The sequence below is a fragment of the Magnetospirillum sp. ME-1 genome (assembly GCF_002105535.1).
GTDB lineage: Bacteria > Pseudomonadota > Alphaproteobacteria > Rhodospirillales > Magnetospirillaceae > Phaeospirillum.
Map to the genome: position 1 here is coordinate 554979 of NZ_CP015848.1, position 19019 is coordinate 573997.

Genomic DNA, 19019 nt, shown 5'->3' on the forward strand with positions numbered 1-19019 from the left:
CGGACGGCGCAACGCCTGTCCCGCTATTCCTGCAATGCGGCCGTGTGAGGCGGTTCATTGAAGCGTGGGCGGCCAAGGCCCAGACTCGATCCATTAAGAGCGCGTTCCACCCAAGTCAGGGAGGTCCGCCATGCGCAAACGCCTTCTCATCGCCGCCACCCTCGCCCTGACGGCCATCGCCTTGCCCGCCTGGGGCGGCGAATGGGCCATGCCGGCCGCAAGCCAGCCCGGCTGGTCCGCCAACACCACCGTAGCCCTCAAGATGGGCGTGCTGGTTCCCGATTCCGCGGCAGGCAGCGGCTTGGCCGGCGGCTTCGAGATCGCCATCGACGATCCGCTGATCCAGCTGCCCTACGGCAAGATTCGCGACCAGTTCAGCTACAACCGCTTCGACCATGGCGGGCTCGAGCTCCAGACCCTGGAATTCAACCCGCACTACATGATCCCCATCATCGATAACATGTGGATCGGCGGCGGACCGGGACTGGGCTGGGTCTTCACCCGCAGCGACACCGGCCCCAGCCCCGACATGTGGACGGCCCAACTGGGCGCCAGCGCCTATTACACGGCGGGCCAGCTGATGGTCGGCCTGGAAAGCCGCTATCAGTGGGCCGGCGACGAACGGGTGGGGGGCGCGTCGAGCGCCGACAACTGGCTGACCGTGCTCAAGATCGGCTACGCCTACTGATCGGGCCGAGGCGGAAAAGACATCACCGGAGCGGCCCAGTCCGCTCCGGCGGCGGATCAGTCTTGCGGGGACTCATTTCGGCGGCCATGTGGATACGCATTGTATCTTATGGTGATGTTTCTCGACAGAGTATGACTTATACGCACTTCCATCACCTTCTAAGGAGGTGTATCTTTAGGCATGCATCTAAAAGGTTGAGCTATGAGAATAGAACTATGAATGGTTGTTTTTCCTCGGCCGCCATATCCAGGATCAGCCCTTCATCCAGCGCCGGCGCCCTCAACGAGCTTCTGAGTCTCGGCGGGCTGGAGGGGCGCCCCGGCGGCACCATCGACATCAGCGGCTGCGACCCGTATTTCCCCACCACCCACCGGGTGGGCGAGGCGGCGGCGGCGGTCCTGGCCGCCCATGGCGCCGCCATCGCCGAAATCTGGCGCCGCCGCTCCGGCCGCCGGCAGGATGTGGCCATCGATGTGGGAGCGGCGGCCATCTCCCTGGAATCCGTGCTGTTGATGACCCGGCGCGGCTACACCGTGCCCTATACCGACATCAACTATCCGCTGACCAATTTCCACCCCACCCGTGACGGCCGCTCGATCCATCTCCATGCCGGCTACCCCCATCTGCGCAACGGCCTGCTGGAATTGCTGGACTGCCCCAACAGCCTGGACCGCATCCGCGCCAAGGTCGCCCAGTGGGACGCCTTCGAGCTCGAGGACGCCATCGCCGAGCGCGGCCTGTGCGGAACCGTGGGACGCAGCCGGGAGGAATGGCTGGCCCACCCCCAGGGCGCCTGGCTGGCCGGGCAGCCGGTGGTCACCATCGAGCGCATCGGCGACAGTGCGCCGGAACCGTTCCGTCCCGCCGCCCGCCCCCTGTCGGGGGTTCGCGTGCTTGATCTCACCGACGTCCTGGCCGGCCCCACCGCCACCCGCACCCTGGCCGAGCAGGGCGCCACGGTGCTGCGCATCCGTCCGCCGGACCGGCCGATCATCCCCGCCTTCATCCTGGACACCGGCCACGGCAAGCTGTCCACCGTGATGGACCTGAAGCGCGAGCCCGAGGCCATGCGCATGCGCGCCCTGCTGTCCGAGGCGGATATCTTCGCCCAGAACTACCGCCCCGGCGCCATCGCCCGCCTGGGCTTCTCCCCCGAGGAGGCGGCCCGCATCCGCCCCGGCATCATCTGCATGTCGCTCAACTGCTATGGCCATGGCGGCCCCTGGAGCCAACGCCGCGGCTGGGAACAGCTGGCCCAGGCCGCCTCGGGCATGGCGGTGGCCGATGGCACCCTGGCCGAGCCCAAGGTCAACCCGGTGATTCCCAACGATTACATCACCGGGTATCTGGCCGCCTATGGCATGGCGGTGGCGCTGCTGCGCCGGGCCACCGAGGGCGGCAGCTATCACGTCAGGGTCTCGCTGGCCCGCACCGCCATGTGGGTCCAGTCCCTGGGCCGCATCAACCCCAAGCCCGACGGCATCACCGTGCCGCCCGAAACCATCCGCGCCCTGCAGATCACCCGCGATTCACCGGAAGGCCGGCTACGCTTCCTAGGGCCCGTCGCCCGCTTCAGCGAGACCAAGGCCTATTGGGAATGGGCAAGCCCGCCCATGGCGGCGCACGACCCGGTCTGGCCGCTGATGCCGTCCCTGCCCGACGGGCCGGCGGTGCCGGTGGATTTCTCAGCGCCGCGGGCCTGATCCCCCTACCCTTCCCCGAACACTTCGGGAAAGGTGGCCATCAGGGCGCAATCCACGTCATCCAGGGTGGGAGTGAGGCCCAGGTCCCACAGCGAGGTGACGCCGTGCTCGCGGATGCCGCAGGGCACGATGCCTTCGAAATGGGACAGGTCGGGATCCACATTCAGCGCGATGCCGTGGAAGGTCACCCAGTGACGGACCCGCACGCCGATGGCGGCGATCTTGTCCTCGCGCCCCCCTCCCCGGTCCACCCAGATGCCGACACGGCCCTGGCGCCGCTCGCCCTTGACCACGAAGCGCGCCAGGGTACGGATGATCCATTCCTCGAGATTGCAGACATAGGCCCTGACGTCGGCGCCGCGCGTCTTCAAGTCCAGCAGCACATAGGCCACCCGCTGGCCGGGACCGTGATAGGTGTACTGCCCGCCGCGCCCCGCCTCATAGACCGGAAAGCGGTCGGGATCGACCAGATCCCTGGGGTCGGCGCTGGTCCCCGCCGTGTAGAGCGGCGGATGCTCCAGAAGCCACACCAGCTCGGGCGCCGTGCCGGCCCGGATGGCGGCGACCCGCTCCTCCATGGCGGCGACCGCCAGGGGATAATCGACGGGGGAATCGGAAATCCGCCACTCGACGGGAGAATTCATCTGGGACTCCGGGATGCGCGCTTGATTCGGGCGAGGTGATTTGGTATTCCCCTCTCTCCTCGTTGGCAAGCCCTTCGAGGCTACCGGAAAACGCGGCCATGGCGGAACTGGTAGACGCGCAAGCTTGAGGTGCTTGTGGGGTAACACCCGTGGAAGTTCGAGTCTTCTTGGCCGCACCATCCTTTACCATCAAGCCCGCCGGCCATCCCGGCGGGCTTGGTCGTTTCAGGCCATTCACGCAATTTTATAACCCGGCCCGGACGCAGTGGTCATACCGCCATACCATTGCATTTCCTGTGGTTTTCCGAAATTCACCCCATCGGAGGCTTTGCTCTGCCGCCTCAAGCGGGTATGGTATCGCCCCCATAGTGAAATAACGTTACGTCAAAGGTCCCCGTTCCATGAGCATGTCCGACGAGTTGCGCGACGCGGCGCTGGAATACCACCGCCTGCCCACCCCCGGTAAGATCAGCGTCACCCCCACCAAGCCGCTGGCCACCCAGCGCGACCTGGCGCTGGCCTATTCGCCGGGCGTGGCCGCCGCCTGCGAACTGATCGTCGCCGACGAGGACAGCGCCGCCGACGTGACGGCGCGCGGCAACCTGGTGGCCGTGGTGACCAACGGCACCGCCGTGCTGGGTCTCGGCCCCATCGGCCCGCTGGCCGCCAAGCCGGTGATGGAGGGCAAGGGCGTCCTGTTCAAGAAGTTCGCCGGCATCGACGTGTTCGACATGGAACTGGCCGAACTGGACCCCGACAAGCTGGTGGACATCATCGCCGCCATGGAGCCCACCTTCGGCGCCATCAACCTGGAAGACATCAAGGCCCCCGAGTGCTTCGAGGTGGAGCGCAAGCTGCAGGAGCGGGTGAAGATTCCGGTGATGCACGACGACCAGCACGGCACCGCCATCGTGGTGGGCGCCGCCATGGTCAACGCCCTGCGGGTGGTGGGCAAGAATATCGGCGACGTCAAGCTGGTGGCCTCGGGCGCCGGCGCCGCCGCCCTGGCCTGCCTCAACCTGCTGTGCAAGCTGGGCGTCAAGCGCGAGAACGTCTGGGTCACCGACATCAAGGGCGTGGTCTACGAGGGCCGCACCGAACTGATGGACGAGTACAAGTCGGTCTACGCCAAGAAGACCGACATGCGGACGCTCGCCGAGGTCATCGAGGGCGCCGACATCTTCCTGGGTCTGTCGGCGCCGCGCGTGCTGACCGGCGAGATGGTCGACAAGATGGCGCAAAAGCCCATCGTCTTCGCCCTGGCCAACCCCACCCCGGAAATCCTGCCCGACGAGGTCAAGTCGGTGCGCCCCGACGCCATCATCGCCACGGGCCGCTCGGATTATCCCAACCAGGTCAACAACGTCCTGGTCTTCCCCTACATCTTCCGCGGCGCCCTGGACGTGGGCGCCACCGAGATCAACGACGCCATGAAGCTGGCCTGCGTCTATGCGCTCGCCAACCTCGCCATGGCCGAGTCGGACGAGCGGGTGCGCGCCGCCTACGGCACCGCGCCCTTGACCTTCGGCCCCGAATACCTGATCCCCAAGCCGTTCGATTCCCGCCTGATCCTGAAGATCGCCCCGGCGGTTGCCAAGGCGGCCATGGAATCCGGCGTGGCGCGCCGCCCCATCATCGATTTCGACGTCTACATGGACCGGCTGAACCAGTTCGTGTTCCGCTCCGGCCTGGTGATGAAGCCGGTGTTCGACCGGGCGCGCCAGGACATGCGCCGCGTCGTCTATTGCGAGGGCGAAGGCCGCCGGGTGCTGCACGCCGTGCAGACCGTGGTGGACGAAGGTCTGGCCCGGCCCGTGCTGATCGGCCGGCGCGAGGTGGTGGAGAAGCGCATCCAGGACCTGGACCTGCGGCTTCGCATCGACGCCGATTTCGATCTGTGCGACCCCGACGACGATCCGCGCTTCAACGAGTACTGGCGCCTGTACCACTCCATCATGGAGCGCCAGGGCGTCAGCCCCGAATACGCGCGGACCGTGGTGCGCACCCGCAACACGGTGATCGGCACCCTGATGCTGAAGCGCAAGGAAGTGGACGCCATGGTCTGCGGCACCATCGGCCGCTACGACAAGCATCTGTCCCACATCCTCAACGTCATCGGCACCCGCGACGGCGTCAAGGTGCCGGCGGCCATGAACCTGTTGATCATGCCGGCCGGCACCTTCTTCATCTGCGACACCTACGTGACGCCGGAACCGACGCCGGAACAGATCTGTGACATGACCCTGCTGGCCTCGGAAGAGGTTCGGCGCTTCGGCATCGAGCCCAAGGTCGCCTTCCTGTCGCATGCCAATTTCGGCAACCGCTCCACCGCCTCGGCCCAGCGCCAGCGCGATGCCCTGGCCCTGCTGCGGGAAAAAGCCCCCTATCTGGAGGCCGAGGGCGAGATGCACGGCGACGCCGCCCTGTCCGAGGAAATCCGCACCCGCATCTTCCCCAATTCCAAGCTGAAGGGCGCGGCCAACCTGCTGGTCATGCCGACGCTGGACGCCGCCAACATCTCGTTCAACCTGCTGAAGGTGGCGGGCGATGCGCTCTCGGTGGGACCGATCCTGATGGGCATCGCCCAGCCGGCTCACATCCTCACGCCGTCAGCCACCGTGCGCAACATCGTCAACATCACCGCGCTGGCGGCGGTGGACGCCCAGATGTACGCGGGTAGAACGCGGTAGTCAGCTTCCCACCAGGGAATTGTGCGATGATGGCCCCGGGCGCTTCCAACGAAGCGTCCGGGGCCATTCTTTTTGGAAGGACCGGCGCATGCGGTTTTCCCGACTCCTGCTTGCCCTTGCCCTGATCCTGGCATCGCCCGGCCCGGCCGGGGCCGAAGTGATCGCCGTTCCGACAGGGGATGGCTCGGATGCTGCGACCCAGACGTTCCTTTGGGAATCTCCGCAGGCCAAGGCCGTGCTTGTCATGATCCCCGGCGGCGAAGGCCATATCGGATTGCAGCCGGACCGGACAAGCCTGGGCGGCTTCTACGGCAAGACCTTCGGGCCCCTTGCCGATTCCGCGCTGACCTCCGGCCAACTGCACGTTGTCATCTTCGACAACCCCTATGCCTTGCCGACGGATCGCACCTTCCCCGTCTCGCGTCTCAGCGGCGACCATCAGCAGCGAATCGAAAGCGTGGTCCGCTTCTACCATCAGCGCTTCGGCAAGCCGGTCTGGCTGTTCGGCCACAGTAACGGGGCCATCAGCGTCGCCGAATTCCTTCGCACCCGACGGGAATTGGTGGCCGGTGCCGTCTTCAGTTCATCGCGTGTGGGAGTGAAGGTCAGTGCCGACGTGGGGCTCCCCATCCTGTTCCTGCACCACCGCCAGGATAGCTGTTCCAAGGCCGATCCCGCCGGCGACATCGACCTCCACCAGTCCTTGCGTGCGGGGGGCAAGACGGACGTGGATTTCGTCTGGGTCGAGGGCGGCACGGCGGGACGGGGCGATCCCTGTCACGCGGGCTATCACATGTACAATGAGAGCGAGGAGGCGGCCTATCGGGCGGTGGACCGGTTCATCGCCGCCCACTGACGCCGCCGCTCAATCTGCCTTGACCGGCTTGCCGCCCGCCCGCATGCCCCGGCGCACGGCGTTGATCTCGGCCAAGGCCGGTTCCGCGGCCAGAACCGACAGCACCCGCTCGGTCGATACGATTTCCGGCGGCAATCGGGCGAACAGCGCGACCAGGAAGTCGTAATCCTCGGGATAGTCCACCGTCCACCGGCATTCATGGGACAGGTCCCCGTGAGGACAGGCGATATTGCCACGCTTCAGATGGGGCGCGCGACGCAGCCAGGGAGTGGCGTGCTCGCGGTCAAAGGGATCCGTGGCCCGTTCGTCTGCCTCGACCAGGGCCTTGACGGAGAACACCTCGGCGTCCAGACCGTGCGGCCAGGAATGAGGCATGTTGTTGCAGCAATAATCCAGTCCCTCGGCCTTGAGCTTGGCCAGAAGGCGACCGCATAACTCGGGGTCAACCAGGGGACAGTCGCTGGTCACACGCATGGCGATGTCGGCCCCGGCCAGTTCGGCAGCGATGCGGTGGCGCTTCAAGACATCGTCGGACGGCCCACGCGCCACCAGGGCGCCGCAGCGCTCCGCCTCGTCGACCACGGGCTGCTCGGAATCGCCGTAGGGAACGGCGCAGACCACCTTGTCGATTCCGGGAATGGCGGCACAGCGGCGCAGGCACTGGGCGAGCGCCGTCATGCCGCCCAACGGCATCAGAATCTTGCCGGGAAGGCGGGTCGACCCCATGCGGGCCTGGACGATCATTGCGGTGGTCACAGCCCCAGCACCTCGCGCAGGGTGTCCACCACCCGGTCCACATCGGCCTCTGTCATGGCCGCCGACAGCGGCAGGGACAGGCAGCGGCGGTAATACTCTTCCGCGCCGGGCAGGCTGACCTCGCCCAGCAGCGAGCGGTAATAGGGCAGCTTGTGCATGGGGATATAATTGACCTGGGTGCCGATGCCCCTGGCCTTCAGCGCGTTCATCACCTCGGCCCGCGTGGTGTTGCAGGCGGCGAAGTCGATCAGCGCCACCGACAGGTGCCAGACGGCGTCGCCGCCCGACAGCGTGATGGGCTTCACCTTGGGAGCCAGCGGCAGGAGCTTCTCGCGGTAATGGCGCACCAGCCGGCGGCGCGCCTCGGCGAAGCGGGGCAGCTTGGCCAGCTGACTGCTGCCCAGTGCGCACTGGATGTCGCAGGCCCGGTAGTTGAAGCCCAGATCCTGCATCTCGTAATACCAGGGATTGGGCGCGCCCTGGGCGTCGAAGCCGCCCTCGGCATCCACGAAAATCGACGAATCCCGCGTGATGCCGTGGCTGCGCAGCAGCCGCAGCCGCGAGGCCAGGGCGTCGTCGTTGGTGGTGATCGCCCCCCCTTCGCCCATGGCGATGGTCTTGGCCGGATGAAAGGAGAAGACGTTCATCTCACCATGGCGGCAATCACCAATCACCGTGCCATCGGCGGCAATGGTGCCGAGCGCGTGGCAGCAATCCTCGATGATGGCCAGGCCGTGCCGGCGCGCTACGGCGGCCAGACCCGGCATGTCCGCCGACTGGCCGTTGAGATGGACCGGATGCACCGACCGGAAGCGCTTGCCCGGATGGGCCGCGATGGCCGCTTCCAGATCCTGGGCGCGCATCAGGCCGCTGTCGGGGTCCACGTCGGTCAGCACCACCTCGGCCCCCACATAGCGGGCGCAATTGCCGGTGGCGGCGAAGGTCTGGGCGGGCACCAGCACCGCGTCGCCGGGACCGATCCCCAACGCCATCACCGCCAGATGCAAAGCGGCGGTGCCGTTGGCGCAGACCACGGCATGCCTCGCGCCCACCACCTTGGCCAGGGCATCCTCGAAGGCGGCCACCGCCGGACCGGTGGTCAGGATGTCGCCCTTCATCACCGCCGCCACGGCGGCGATGTCGTCGTCATCCACCACGTGGCGGCAATAGGGAAGGAAGCCGCCTTCCGTCACAGTTCGAGGCCCGACAGCATCTCGTGGAGCCGGGGCCCATCCATCCAGTCGGTGTTGTTGTCCGAGCCGTAGCGGAAATCGTCGGGCACCACCTTGGCGCCGGCGTCGATCAGGTGCTCGGTGGTCCAGAAGGCGAAGACCGGCTGGATAATGTAGCGGTCGGGCAGTTCCACCGTGTTGCGGGCGTAATCCTCGGTGATCATCACCTCGTGGATCTTCTCGCCCGGACGGATGCCGATGATCTTGTGCGGCAGGCCCGGCCCCATGGCCTCGGCCAGATCGGTCATGCGCATGGAGGGGATCTTGGGGATGTAGGTCTCGCCGCCCTGCATCTTGTCCAGGCACGACAGCACGAAATCCACGCCCTGCTCCAGCGTGATCCAGAAACGGGTCATGCGGGAATCGGTGATGGGCAGCTCGGTGGCGCCTTCCTTGATCAGCTTGTGGAAGAACGGCACGACGGAGCCGCGCGATCCCACCACGTTGCCGTAGCGCACCACCGCGAACCTGGTTCCCACCGAACCCGACAGGTTGTTGGCGGCGACGAAGATCTTGTCCGAGGCCAGCTTGGTGGCGCCGTAGAGGTTGATGGGGCTCATGGCCTTGTCGGTGGACAGCGCAATGACGTGGCCCACCTTGTTGGCCAGGGCCGCCTGCACCACGTTTTCGGCGCCCAGGATGTTGGTGCGGACGAATTCGAAGGGGTTGTACTCGGCCGCCGGCACCTGCTTCAAGGCGGCGGCATGCACCACCACGTCCACCTCGCGCATGGCCATGCGCAGGCGCTCGGCGTCGCGCACGTCGCCCAGGAAGTAGCGCAGGCAGCGATGCTGGGCCGGATCGAAGGTCTGGGCCATCTCGAACTGCTTGAGCTCATCGCGCGAGAAGATGATCAGGCGGTGCGGGTTGTAACGCTCCAAGACCGTACGCACGAACTTCTTGCCGAACGAGCCGGTGCCCCCGGTCACCAGGATGGACTTGCCGTCCAGGTCGAGGTCGATGTCGTAGTATTTGGACGCGGTCAAGGGATGCTCCTTAAGGCGGCAATGAAGGCTTTGCCGGATCATGGCACGCAGCCTTGCCCGCGACAAGGGAGGGGCGAGAGCTTCGTTTGCCCCCCAGCCCCGCCCCGCCTATACTTTCACCGACACTGTCCCAGGACACCCGGCCCGTGACCAAGCCCACGATCCTGTTCCGCTGCGACGCCACGGTGGCCATCGGCACCGGCCACGTCATGCGCTGCCTGACCCTGGCCGACGAGATGAGCGGGCGGGGCGCCGAATGCGTCTTCGTCTCGGCGGCCGGAACGCAGGATCTGGTCCCCGCCCTGCCCTATCCCGTTTTGCCACCGGAAAAGCTGCCCTATGGCGCCGCCCTGGCCGTCATCGACCATTACGGCCTGGATGCCGCCTACGAGGCGCTGGTGCGCAGCCAGACCAGCGCGGTGATGGCCATCGACGACCTGCCCAACCGCCGCCATCACTGCGACCTGCTGCTGGACCAGACCCATGGCCGTGTGCCTGAGGAGTACCGGGGACTGGTTCCCGTCACCTGCATCACCCTGGCCGGAGCCGGCTACGCCCTGCTGCGTCCCCAATTCGCGGCCGCCCGCGAGGCGTCGCTGGCGCGCAGGGACGGCGGCCTGAAGCGCCTGCTGATCACCCTGGGCGGCACCGATCCCGACGACGTCACCGGCCGGGTACTGGATGCCGTCGCCGAGGCCGGACCGGATCTGGCGGTGGACGTGGTGATGGGGGCCAAGGCCCCGCACCTGGACGCGGTGCGCGCCAAGGCGGCGGCCATGAAGAAGACGCAGGTTCTGGTGGGGGTGAGCGACATGGCCGGGCTGATGGCGGAAGCCGACCTCGCCATCGGCGCCGCCGGGACCACCACCTGGGAGCGCTGCTGCCTGGGGCTGCCCTCCCTGATGCTGGTCATCGCCGACAACCAGAAGGACATCGCCCGGCTGGTCATCCAGTCGGGCGCCGCGCTGGCCGCCGCCCCCGACACCATCGCCGGGCAATTGCGCGGCCTGGCCGCCGATCCGGCCGCCCTGCAATCCCTCTCCCGTTGCGCCGCCGCCTTGTGCGACGGCCGGGGCGCGGCGCGCATCGCCGATGCCCTGATCCGCCTTCCCTCGCTGAAAGAGCTGCGCCGATGACCGACATTTCCATCGCCGGCCGGGCCATCGGCCCCGACCACCCCCCCTTCATCATCGCCGAGATGAGCGCCAACCATAACGGCGACCTGGGCCGCGCCCTGGACCTGCTGGAGGCGGCGGCCAAGGCGGGGGCCGACGCGGTGAAGCTGCAGACCCTGAAGCCCGACGCCATCACCATCGATTGCGACCGCCCCGATTTCGTCATCGAGGGCGGCCCCTGGGGCGGACGCAAGCTCTATGACCTGTATGCCGAGGCCCAGACCCCCTGGGACTGGCACCCCAAGCTGTTCGAGCGCGGCAAGGAACTGGGGCTGATCGTCTTTTCCTCGCCCTTCGACAAGGCGGCGGTGGACTTCCTGGCCGGTCTCGACGCTCCCGCCTTCAAGATCGCCAGCTTCGAGATGGCCGATCCCGGCCTGGTGTCCCACGCGGCGTCCAAGGGCAAGCCGATCATCGTGTCCACCGGCATGGCCGGATTGGGCGACATCGCCGCCACGGTGGAGACGGTGCGCCGGGCGGGAAACGGCGAGCTGGTGCTGCTTCACTGCATCAGCTCGTACCCCGCCCCCACCGAGGACGCCAATCTCGCCACCATCCCCCACATGGCCCAGGCCTTCGGCGTGCCGGTGGGTCTGTCGGACCACACCCAGGGCACGGCGGTGGCGGTGGCGGCGGTGGCGCTGGGCGCCTGCGTCATCGAGAAGCATTTCACGCTCAGGCGCGCCGATGGCGGCCTGGATTCCCACTTCTCGCTGGAGCCGGACGAGCTGGCCCAGCTGGTGCGGGATTGCCGCGCCGCCTGGGTGGCGCGCGGGCGCATCTCCTACGCCCTGGCCGATTGCGAGCAGGGCTCCAAGGTGTTCCGCCGCTCGCTCTATGTGGTGGAAGACCTCCACCCCGGCGACGTCATCACCGAGAACAAGGTGCGCTCCATCCGCCCCGGCTATGGGCTGGAGCCGAAATTCCTGCCCGAGATCCTGGGCCGCAAGGCGCGAAAGACGGTGCCGCGCGGCACCGCCTTCGACTGGTCGATGATCGAATAGGATGCGGGCGGCGGCCTATTTCCTGTCTGCGCCGGGAACTGCCGCGGCCGGTCCCGCAGGAGCGGCCTCCTTGCGCAACTCCTCGCTGACCACGGGCTTCGCATCCGCCGTCGGAGCGTTTCCGGCCTGCGTCCCCTGGGTCGCGTTCTGATTGGTGGCCCCCGTCGTGGTGCGGACGGCATTCTCGGTAAGGGTCCGGCTGACATTGCCCATGGGCGACTGGGCGTAGGCCGTGCCGGCGCCCAGCAACAGCACCGCCAGAATCATCAGGCGCATTTCACTCTCCTGTTCAAGCTCGCCCGCCCCGTCACTCGCCAGGCGCCATGCCGAAGCGTTGCGCAAGAAACTGGCGGGCGCTTTCGACCGTCGGCGCCCACAGAACCTCCAGCGGATGGGTATAGTCCGGATCGGGCAGAATGGTCGCGAAACAGGTCTTGTCCGTATAATATCGTTGGCCATGGGCGGCATTCAACGCCTCCATGGCCGAGGGGTCGGCCAGCAGGTCCAGCAGCCCCCCCGCCGGGGTGCGGGAGATGCCTCCCGGCACGATTCCCTGGCCCAGCAAGCCTTCCAGCAGGACCCACCGCCGCAGTTCGGGCGAGAAGACTTCCATGGTGACGTGGTCGGCCCGCCCCAGACGCTCGGGACCGGTGGCGAGCAGCAGCACGCGGGTTCGATATCCCGCCCGATTCAGCAGGATGGACAAAGCCAGCGCCACATCGCCGCAGGCGGTGTTCCGGGCCGCCAGATTGACCAGCACATCGGACTCGGACAGCGCGGTCAGGGCCGGCGGCGATGCGCCGTTGCGCAGATGCTCGCCATGGACCAGACGCAGCAGCGCCACAACGCCTCCATCAGCGCCCAAGCGTCGGGCGCGGGCCTCCAGGCGGCGTCCGGCCTGTCTTTCCTCGGGGCTTGCCGGCCGCCCCGCCCCGTCCGAACGGATCAGGAAAGTGTCGCTCCCGCCATAGGCGGGTGAATGGGCCATGTCCATGGAAAAAGGCGTATATCCCCAGGCCAGGAATGCCTGCTTCGCGCCGTCGTGAAGAATCGGGCGGGGCAGCCGAATCACATCGGCTGGTTCGGCCCGCAAGCGGCCAACGGACAGCGCCATGCAGGCCGCGAGCCCCACCAGTACCGAGCGACGGGATGGGGTGAGGCGGGAAGCTCCTGCACCGACTGTGGCCAACATGCAACACCCACTTGGTATGTTCAGGCGATATATGCAGGGGGCGGAACGGTGAACTTGCCCGTTCACCGGCAGCGTGGTAGCAGGTAACCATGTGTTTATCCATCAGATAGAGATCAGTGAAGGGGGATCGCATGCAGTTCCGCATTATTGGCGCCGTCGTCGTAGCGGCCGTGATGGCGCTGGGTGCACGTGGAGCCGTTGCCGGCGGCGCGCAGCAGGCTTGTACCGCGGCCGGCTACAGCACCACCTACAGCCAGTGCTCGTCCAATTCCAATAAGTCCTCGACCCAGGTGACCGCGGTCGAAACCCTGAAGGCGACCTCCACCCAGACCGCCGGCCTGATCGCCCAGCGTATCGGCAGCTTCACGGGCGCCACGGCGAAGACCGCGTCCAATGGCCCGCTGAAGGGTGGCCTGTCGGGCGGCTCCAAGGATCTCGGCGTCGGCGTGTGGCTGAATGCCGGATACTCCAACATCCGCTATGCCAAGACCGGCGAAGAGTTCGATGGCGCCGTGTGGACCGGCATGGGCGGCGTGGACTACAAGCTGACCGAAAAGCTGATGATCGGCCTGGCCGGCGGCTATGAAGACACCAAGCTGAAGACCACCTACAACCACGGCAATCTGTGGGCCGATGGCTGGACCCTCGCTCCCTATGCCCTGTACAAGTTCACCAAGAACTACAGCGTGGATGTGAGCGGCGGCTACTCCTCCCTCAACTACAAGGTTGACCGCCTCGACCCCCTGGTGAGCACCAAGATCACCGGCAACACCACGGCCGACCGCTATTTCGCCGCCGCCAACCTGAACGGCGTGTGGAGCGAGGATGCCTGGCGCTTCTCCGCCAAGTTCGGCGGTCTGTGGGCCTCTGAAGAGAAGAAGGCCTACGCCGAGAGCAACGGCGTCCAGAATGCCGCCCTGACCACCAATATCGGCCTCGTCAATCTGGGCGGTAAGGTCGGTTACAACCTGGGCATGGTCGAGCCCTATGTGGGAGGCACCGGCCGCAAGTGGCTCGGCGCCGCCAGCGCCAAGACCGACTTCCTGGCGCAGGCCGGTACCGTCCTGTATCTGGGCGATGTGGCCGTCGGCACCATCGAAGCCTCGACCCCGCTGGGCGACTCCAACCTGACCCAGATCAACGTCATCGCCAACATCCGGTTCGACTTCTAACAAAAGTCGATGGATCTGAAACGGGAGACGGTCAAACTCGGTTTGGCCGTCTCTTTTTTTTCCCTGCTGGCCGCCTGCTCTTCCGGTCCGTTTGCCGGGCGCGACGAGGTGGCACGGCGGCTTGCCGCCGAAAAGGGGCTTTCCGGCCAGATCCTGGCCGGTCCCACCTTCCCGATTCAGGCCTTTGTCGCCCCGGCCCGGCCGGCCGGGCTTCTCACCATTTATGTGGAAGGCGACGGGCTGGCGTGGCGGAACCGCTTCACGCCATCGGCCGATCCCACTCCGCGCAATCCCATCGGCCTGGGCCTGGCCGTCGCCGACCCGTCAACGGCCGTCGCCTATCTGGCGCGTCCCTGCCAGTACGTCAAAAGCCCGGCCTGTTCCGTCGATGCCTGGACCGGCGGGCGGTTTTCGGATCGGGCGATCGAGGCCACCAACCGCGCCATCGATGATCTGAAGCGCCGCCACGGCACCGAACGCATCCTTATGGTCGGCTATTCGGGCGGCGGCGTCATGGCGGCACTGATCGCGGCCGGGCGGCCGGACGTCGCCGGCCTGATCACCGTTGCGGCTCCGCTCGACCTTGCCGCCTGGGTCCGGCACCATGACGTGGACCCCCTGGCAAATTCCCGGGATCCCGCCCGATGCTGCTCGGAGGCGCTTTCGCGAACGCGCCAGCGGCATGTGGTGGGACTGCGCGATGATGTGGTTCCCCGCTCGGTGGTCGCCTCCTATGGCAGGACCTTGTCGGCCGATGCGCCATTCGCCGTCGTCGCGGTCGATTCCGATCACGAATGCTGTTATGTGGACCATTGGCCCGGCCTGGTGACGCGGCTGCGCCAGGACATTCTCGGCCGGGAGGCACCGTGACCCAATCCTGCATTCCGGCGGCGCGCCCGGCGGCATCGCCCGATGACTGGTTTCTTGCCGTTGTCCTGACCGTCAGCCAATTCACCTTCCTGCTCGCCCTTCGCCCCCTGGCCGGCATCGGCATCTGGTTCCAGTCCGAACCGGTAAGCGCCGCCAACGCCGCCTTGGCGGCCCTTGTCGCCGCAATTCTGGCGGTGCGGACGTCACGCCGGCTCCGGATTGGCGCCATCGCCCTGCTGCTTGTCTGCCTTGCCGGATGGTCCGTCCTCACCCTGCCGTTCGCCCTGGCGCCGGCCTCCTCCTGGCTGGGAACCCCGCAAAGCGGGCACGGAATCGGCTGGCTGCTGACCACGGCGGCCTTTGCCGCCGGCGCCGCCAATCTCCGCCGCCGCCACGGCCCCCTGGCCCTGGTGGCGGCGGGGGCGGTTTCGGCCGCAATCATGATCGTGGCCCTCAACCGCTGGGCTCCCATGGACTGGCGCCCCCAGCATTTCAAGGAGATTGGGGCCTATAACGCCCTTTTCGCCTGGGCGGTGCTCATGTCGTCACGGCCGCGCCTGGGGTCGTCCATCGCCGCGACCCTCGGCCTGCTGGCGCTTCTTGCCCTGTGCGGCAACCGGACATCGGTGATTGCCGTTCTGGCCGGCGGTGGCGCCATGGGGCTGGCCGCATGGCTCGGCCATCGGCCGCAGGGGCGGCGGGTGGCGGCGCTGCTTCCCGTCCTGGCCGCGCTCGGCGTCACGGCGGGCATCGTCGGCTTCGGCAGCTACCAGGCGCTTCGCGACTTTCACAAGTCGGTGAGGGACACCGTGGTGTCGCGCGCCAACATGACCCGGGTGGTGGGAGCGGAAATCGCCCAGTCCCCGGGGATTCTGGCCACCGGCCTGGGCTGGGGGAGCTTCGACGTGGCCCTGGCCCGGTCCATGACCCTCGACGGCGTGGCCCTCCAGCCCGATGCCAGCGAGGAATTCCTGTTCTGGGACGCGGCCCACCGTAACGACTTCCACACCCATAACGAAGTGATCGAAGCGGCGCTGGCCGGCGGCCTGCCCGCCGCCCTGGGCTGGCTTGGCCTGCTGGGACTGGCGGCTCATCAGGCCCCCCGGCGGCGGCGGCCGGCGGCGGCCGGCTTCGCCGTGGCCCTGGCGGTTCTGGCGTCCATGTGGTTCCAGCTTCCCACCTCCGTACCGGCATTCGGCATCGCCCTGGGCCTCGTCACCACTCCGCGGCGTCGGGGGCGGGCGGCATGGCGTCTGCGGGCCGGGGTTTCGGCACTGGCGGCGCTTCTGGCCGTCACCTCGGTGGCCCAATGGCTGCGGGCCATGGAAGGGCGGCGGGAATTCGCCGACCCGCGGCCGGCCTGCGCGCCGATCATGGGCGGATATGCCCGGATTCACGCCGTCTGGCTGGTCCAGATGCAATGGCACCGCCTGGAAGACGCCCTGCAGGACCCGAGTGCCTTACCCCTGGAAGCCCAGCGATTGAAAGCCGCCCTTTGCTCCATCGACGCCATGGCTCAAGCCCGGGACGGGGCGCCGTTCGCGGTGGAAGCGACCATCATCCGCTCCGACCTGCTGGCCGCAGCCTGGCCGGCCGAAGCGGGAGAACTGCGCAAGGAGCTGGTCTCGGGGCTTGGCGACGGGCTGGCCCGCACCCTGTCCATGGCGCCAAGACGGAGCGACCTGGCGCCCCCCTATCTCGGAGCCCTGCTGGCCCAGGGACAGGAGCAGGACTTGATGGCGTTCATCCGCCGGCACCTTTCCCCGGACGATCCCGTCGCCTTATGGTACTCGGGCAGCGTGATGATCGGCCGCCCCGAGACGTTCGAGGCCGGGTTGCGGCGGCTGCGGGCCGCGCTGGCGGCGGGAATCGAGCGGTTCGTGATGATTCCCGCTCCATTGAAGACGCAGATCAAGGCGGCTGGCGGCCCGATGAATTGAGGAGGCGGTCAGTGCCCGCAGGAACAGCCGCCGCCACCGCAATCGTCGTCCTGGGCCGGGGCCTGATCGCCGACCCGGAAGATGGCGCCGGGATAGATGCGGGCGGTGCGGCCTTCATGGGTGACTTCGACGCAGTTGCGTCCTTCGTCATCGACGATCATGCCCATGCCGAGGCCACCTTGCTCGATGGCGGCCACCACGTCGGTGTCGGAAAGGTCAAACGCCTTGGCGATGGAGCCGATCAGCGCGGCGATCTCCTCGAACATCTCGCGGTTATCTTCCATGAGCGGGCTCCTTAAGGTCAGGCTGGAGCCCGCTCTATAGCATTCCGTCCGGTCGAAAAGCCAGCCTCAGCCGTTCTTCACCTTGGTGACGAAATCGCCGACCGCGGCACCCAGCCCACTGGATTCCTCTTTCAGGCGTCGGGCCGCGTCGAGCACGGTCTGGGAGGCGCGCCCCGCCTCCCCCGCCGCAGAGGTGACGCCGGTGATGTTGCTGGACACCTCCTGCGTTCCGCGCGCCGCTTGTTCCACATTGCGGGCGATCTCCTGGGTAGCGGCAGATTGCTCCTCCACCGCCGAGGCAATGGCCGAGGATATCTCGTCGATCCGGCCAATGGTCGAACTGACGGAGCGGATTGCGCTCACCGCACGATCCGTCTCGGTCTGCACCGAGGTAATCTGCTGGCCGATCTCCTCGGTTGCCTTGGCGGTCTGGTTGGCCAGGTTCTTCACCTCGTTGGCGACGACGGCAAAACCTTTTCCGGCCTCACCCGCCCGAGCCGCTTCAATGGTGGCGTTCAGGGCCAGCAGATTGGTCTGGCTGGCGATGTCGTTGATCAGGCTGATCACCTCGCCAATCCGGCCAGCCGCCTCGGACAGGCCACGTACGATGGTGTCAGTGTGGGCGGCCTCCTCCACGGCATGCCGGGACACGCGGGCGGCTTCACTGACCTGACGCCCGATTTCCGAAACCGAACTGGACAATTCCTCGGTCGCGGCGGCCACCGTCTGGACATTGGTGCTGGCCTCTTCCGAAGCGGCGGCAACGGCGCTGGCCTGGGCCGTCACCTGACCGGCCATGGCCGACATGGCCTGCGCGGTATGCTCAAGTTCGCCCGAAGCCCCGGACACATTGCTCACCACGGATGCAACCCCGGCCTCGAACTCACCGGCCATGCGGCTCATCTCGGCCTTGTGATCCATCTCGGCCTTTTTCCTGGCGACGTCGACCTCGGCCTCCATGCGTTTTTTCTCTACGGCATTCTGCTTAAAGACCTGGACCGCCCGGGCAATATCGCCCACCTCGTCCTTACGCTCCTGGCCCGTCACCTCGACCGAAGTGTCGCCCGTGGCCAGACCTTTCATTTCCTGGATGGATTGGGCCACCGGAACGGTGATGGACCGGCTGATCAGCCAGGTCACCGCCACGGCGGCGGCCAGACCAATGGCAATGACGATGGCGGAGGTGACGATGGTGGAATTGTAGGTTGCCACAGACTCCTGGAACTCCGCCTTGGACACCGTGACCTGCAAGTTGACCAGCGCCTCGAGGGTGTCGACCAGGGTGGTGAAGCGCTTGGCCACATCACTTTTCGGATCGATGACGGTCATGGCGGAAGCGGCGTCCCCCATCTTCAACGCCTCGAATACCTTGGCGCGGTCATTGCGCACCACCTCCAGCTCGGCGGCAAAGCGCTTGGACAATTCCCGCTCCTCGGGAGTGAAAGCGCCGGCAATGTAGTCCTTCCAGACCGTATCGATGGCGTTCGAATATTCGGCAATCTTGTCGCTCAGCGCCTTGCGCTCGTCGGGGCCACTGGCCTCCACCACCCAAACCGTCGTCATGCGAATTCTGTGCAGGTCGTCCATGATCGCCGACAATTGCCCGAGGCTGACCACCCGCTCCTCATACAGGTTAGCCATCCGGCCATTGATCGCCTGCATGCCGTTATGCCCCAGCGTCGCGACGACGGAGACCAGGATGATCATAATGGCGATCAGGGTGGACAGACGTATCGAAATCCGCAGATTGGTTAACATGGCGGCTCCCTTTCCATACGCAAAGCATATGCGTTATGGAATATGCAACGCGAATGGGTCAGCTTACGC

17 protein-coding genes and 1 tRNA gene are annotated in these 19019 nt (G+C 66.8%); 10 read left to right on the forward strand and 8 right to left on the reverse strand.

Annotation, left to right across the window (positions count from 1 at the left end; genetic code table 11):
* Positions 1 to 130 precede the first annotated feature (130 nt).
* Together WV31_RS02485 and WV31_RS02490 are read left to right on the forward strand one after the other, a co-directional pair.
* Complete coding sequence (locus tag WV31_RS02485) at positions 131 to 688, forward strand: hypothetical protein (protein ID WP_237051460.1); 558 nt, start codon at positions 131 to 133, stop codon at positions 686 to 688.
* A gap of 215 nt (positions 689 to 903) precedes the next feature.
* Entirely contained in the window at positions 904 to 2391 is a 1488-nt protein-coding gene (locus WV31_RS02490) for a CoA transferase (RefSeq protein ID WP_085372117.1), read from the forward strand.
* Positions 2392 to 2396: 5 nt separating this feature from the next.
* On the opposite strand, the gene lipB is transcribed toward WV31_RS02490, so the two are convergent.
* A complete protein-coding gene (gene lipB, locus WV31_RS02495; protein ID WP_257788795.1) occupies positions 2397 to 3050 on the reverse strand; it encodes a lipoyl(octanoyl) transferase LipB in 654 nt (217 codons plus the stop codon).
* A 77-nt stretch (positions 3051 to 3127) separates the two neighbouring features.
* Here lipB and WV31_RS02500 point away from each other — a divergent pair.
* The 3 genes from WV31_RS02500 (at position 3128) to WV31_RS02510 (ending at position 6581) form a co-directional block, all read left to right on the forward strand.
* A tRNA-Leu gene (locus tag WV31_RS02500) sits at positions 3128 to 3214 on the forward strand.
* Between the two features lie 228 nt (positions 3215 to 3442).
* Entirely contained in the window at positions 3443 to 5725 is a 2283-nt protein-coding gene (locus WV31_RS02505; protein WP_085375429.1) for an NADP-dependent malic enzyme, read from the forward strand.
* A gap of 88 nt (positions 5726 to 5813) precedes the next feature.
* Positions 5814 to 6581 carry an alpha/beta hydrolase gene (locus WV31_RS02510; RefSeq protein WP_085372119.1) on the forward strand — a complete coding sequence of 256 codons (768 nt, stop codon included), beginning with the start codon at positions 5814 to 5816 and terminating at the stop codon, positions 6579 to 6581.
* A 9-nt stretch (positions 6582 to 6590) separates the two neighbouring features.
* Here WV31_RS02510 and WV31_RS02515 read toward each other — a convergent pair whose 3' ends face one another.
* The 3 genes from WV31_RS02515 to pseB are packed head-to-tail and all read right to left on the reverse strand — an operon-like array spanning position 6591 to position 9555.
* Positions 6591 to 7337: a cytidylyltransferase domain-containing protein gene (locus WV31_RS02515; protein ID WP_085372120.1), complete on the reverse strand. Its 747-nt coding sequence runs from the start codon at positions 7335 to 7337 to the stop codon at positions 6591 to 6593.
* Positions 7334 to 8530, reverse strand: a complete 1197-nt coding sequence (gene pseC / locus WV31_RS02520; protein WP_085372121.1) for a UDP-4-amino-4,6-dideoxy-N-acetyl-beta-L-altrosamine transaminase — start codon at positions 8528 to 8530, stop codon at positions 7334 to 7336. The genes WV31_RS02515 and pseC overlap by 4 nt, the downstream gene beginning before the upstream one ends.
* Entirely contained in the window at positions 8527 to 9555 is a 1029-nt protein-coding gene (pseB, locus tag WV31_RS02525; RefSeq protein ID WP_085375430.1) for a UDP-N-acetylglucosamine 4,6-dehydratase (inverting), read from the reverse strand. Before pseB ends, pseC begins: the two co-directional genes overlap by 4 nt.
* Before the next feature lie 146 nt (positions 9556 to 9701).
* Here pseB and pseG point away from each other — a divergent pair, with 146 nt between their 5' ends.
* Positions 9702 to 10691, forward strand: a complete 990-nt coding sequence (gene pseG / locus WV31_RS02530; RefSeq protein ID WP_085372122.1) for a UDP-2,4-diacetamido-2,4,6-trideoxy-beta-L-altropyranose hydrolase — start codon at positions 9702 to 9704, stop codon at positions 10689 to 10691.
* Positions 10688 to 11734: a pseudaminic acid synthase gene (gene pseI / locus WV31_RS02535; RefSeq protein WP_085372123.1), complete on the forward strand. Its 1047-nt coding sequence runs from the start codon at positions 10688 to 10690 to the stop codon at positions 11732 to 11734. The genes pseG and pseI overlap by 4 nt, the downstream gene beginning before the upstream one ends.
* 15 nt (positions 11735 to 11749) lie before the next feature.
* Here the strand turns inward: pseI and WV31_RS02540 are convergent, their stop codons facing one another.
* Both WV31_RS02540 and WV31_RS02545 read right to left on the reverse strand, forming a co-directional pair.
* Entirely contained in the window at positions 11750 to 12010 is a 261-nt protein-coding gene (locus tag WV31_RS02540) for a hypothetical protein (RefSeq protein ID WP_085372124.1), read from the reverse strand.
* 31 nt (positions 12011 to 12041) lie between these two features.
* Positions 12042 to 12728: a hypothetical protein gene (locus WV31_RS02545; protein ID WP_145980713.1), complete on the reverse strand. Its 687-nt coding sequence runs from the start codon at positions 12726 to 12728 to the stop codon at positions 12042 to 12044.
* A gap of 329 nt (positions 12729 to 13057) precedes the next feature.
* Between WV31_RS02545 and WV31_RS02550 the strand changes: the two genes are divergently transcribed.
* Genes WV31_RS02550 through WV31_RS02560 form a run of 3 tightly spaced genes read left to right on the forward strand, consistent with a single transcriptional unit; the run spans position 13058 to position 16908 of the window.
* Complete coding sequence (locus tag WV31_RS02550) at positions 13058 to 14098, forward strand: autotransporter outer membrane beta-barrel domain-containing protein (protein WP_085372126.1); 1041 nt, start codon at positions 13058 to 13060, stop codon at positions 14096 to 14098.
* A 42-nt stretch (positions 14099 to 14140) separates the two neighbouring features.
* On the forward strand, positions 14141 to 14968 hold the full coding sequence (locus WV31_RS02555; protein WP_145980714.1) for an alpha/beta hydrolase: 828 nt from the start codon (positions 14141 to 14143) through the stop codon (positions 14966 to 14968).
* Positions 14965 to 16908 (forward strand): hypothetical protein, encoded by a 1944-nt coding sequence (locus tag WV31_RS02560; protein WP_085372128.1) that lies wholly within the window; start codon positions 14965 to 14967, stop codon positions 16906 to 16908. The genes WV31_RS02555 and WV31_RS02560 overlap by 4 nt, the downstream gene beginning before the upstream one ends.
* 8 nt (positions 16909 to 16916) lie before the next feature.
* Here WV31_RS02560 and WV31_RS02565 read toward each other — a convergent pair whose 3' ends face one another.
* Both WV31_RS02565 and WV31_RS02570 read right to left on the reverse strand, forming a co-directional pair.
* Complete coding sequence (locus WV31_RS02565; RefSeq protein WP_085372129.1) at positions 16917 to 17192, reverse strand: hypothetical protein; 276 nt, start codon at positions 17190 to 17192, stop codon at positions 16917 to 16919.
* A gap of 66 nt (positions 17193 to 17258) precedes the next feature.
* Complete coding sequence (locus WV31_RS02570; protein ID WP_085372130.1) at positions 17259 to 18950, reverse strand: methyl-accepting chemotaxis protein; 1692 nt, start codon at positions 18948 to 18950, stop codon at positions 17259 to 17261.
* Between the last annotated feature and the right edge of the window lie 69 nt (positions 18951 to 19019).